The 1,666-nt window shown below is 74.1% G+C and carries 1 protein-coding gene; it reads left to right on the top strand.

What is annotated here, in order from left to right; genetic code table 11:
• A partial coding sequence (locus tag AB0D66_RS34525) for a polyketide synthase dehydratase domain-containing protein (protein ID WP_362311097.1) occupies positions 1-1,666 on the top strand: 1,666 nt, incomplete at both ends.

A 1,666-nucleotide genomic window follows, 5' to 3' on the forward strand; every position in this document is an offset into this window, starting at 1 on the left:
CCACGTCCAGGGCCACCAGCTGAACTGGGACCGCGTCCTCGGAACCGGCACGGGAACCCTCGTACCGCTCCCCACCTACGCCTTCCAGCGCGAGCACTACTGGCTCGAGGCCGCCAAGCCCACCGGCAACGTCCGCTCCGTCGGCCTCGACGTGCCCGAGCACCCGTGGCTCGGCGCGGTCACCGCGCTGGCCGACGGCGAAGGACACGTCTTCACCGGCCGGATCTCCCTCGCCGAACACCCCTGGCTGGCGCAGCACGCGGCCTTCGGCACCGTCCTCGTCCCCGGCACCGGCCTGCTCGAACTGGCCCTCACCGCCGCCCACCACGTCGGCGCGGAGTCGGTCGGGGAACTCACCCTGCTGGAGCCGCTGACCCTGACCGAGGACTCGGCCCTCCGGCTCCAGGTGGTGGTCGGCCCGTCCGACGCCGCCGGCCGCCGCCCGGTCACCGTCTACAGCCGCCCGGACGAGACCTCCGACTCCGGCTGGCGCCGCCACGCCACCGGCGAACTCGCGGAATCCGCGGAGGCCGTCCCCGCCGACGGCGACGGTGACGCGTTCGCCGAGCTGGCGCAGTGGCCGGTCGCGGGCGCCGAGTCCGTCGATCTCGACGGCTTCTACGAGGGCTTCCGCGAGCGCGGCCTGGACTACGGTCCCGCGTTCCGGGGCCTGACGGAACTGTGGCGCAAGGGCGACACCGCGTACGGACTCATCCGTCTGCCCGATGGCCTGAGCGCCGGAGACTTCGGCGTCCACCCGGCCCTCCTGGACGCCGCGCTGCACACCCTCATGGGCGTCCGCGGCCAGGACCCGGACGACCGGCAGGTGCTGCTCCCGTTCGAGTGGACGGGCGTCGAGCTCCTCGCCGCCGGTGCCACCGAGCTGCGCGTGCGCATCGACCTGGACGACACCCGCACCAACACCCGCATCTGGGTCGCCGACCCGGCCGGGCAGCCCGTCGTCCGGGCCCGCGGCCTCGCGATCCGCGAGGCGAGCGCCGAGCAGATCCGCGCCGGCGAGCGGGCCGAGCACCTCTACCGCGTCGACTTCGCCGCCCGCGGCGCGCTGGCGCACGAGGACGCCCCGGCGGGCGGCACATGGATTCTCGGCGACCCCGCCGGGATGTTCGCAACACTGGAGGCCGACTATGTGGCTGATGTGGATGTACTCCTTGCCCAGATCGATGAGCGGTCCGAGCTACCCGTTCGACTGGTTGTGGATGCGACGCGAGGGATAGGGCACGGCGCGCAGCAGCAGACCGCATCCGCCCTCGGAACGCTCCAGCGTCTGCTCGCAGAACCCCGGCTGGCCGGGGCCGAACTCGTCTGGGTGACGCGCTCGGCCGTGGACACGGGCGACGGTGTAGCCGACCTGGCCCACGCCCCGCTGTGGGGCCTGGTCCGGGCGGCCCGCGCCGAGCACGCCGACCGTGTGATCCGCCTCATCGACCTCGGCACCGACGGCGCGGCCGACGACGCCCTGCTGCCCCGGGCCCTGTCCGTCACCGGTGAGCCGGAGCTGGCGGTGCGCGGCGGCGAGGTCCGGGTGGCGCGTCTGGTGCGTGCGGAGACCGGCGGGGAGCTGCCGGAGTTCGCGGCGGACGGATCCGTCCTGGTGACGGGTGGTACCGGTGAGTTGGGCCGGGCGGTTGCCCGTCATCTGGTG

It is taken from the genome of Streptomyces sp. NPDC048270, assembly GCF_040652335.1.
Taxonomy (GTDB): Bacteria; Actinomycetota; Actinomycetes; order Streptomycetales; family Streptomycetaceae; genus Streptomyces.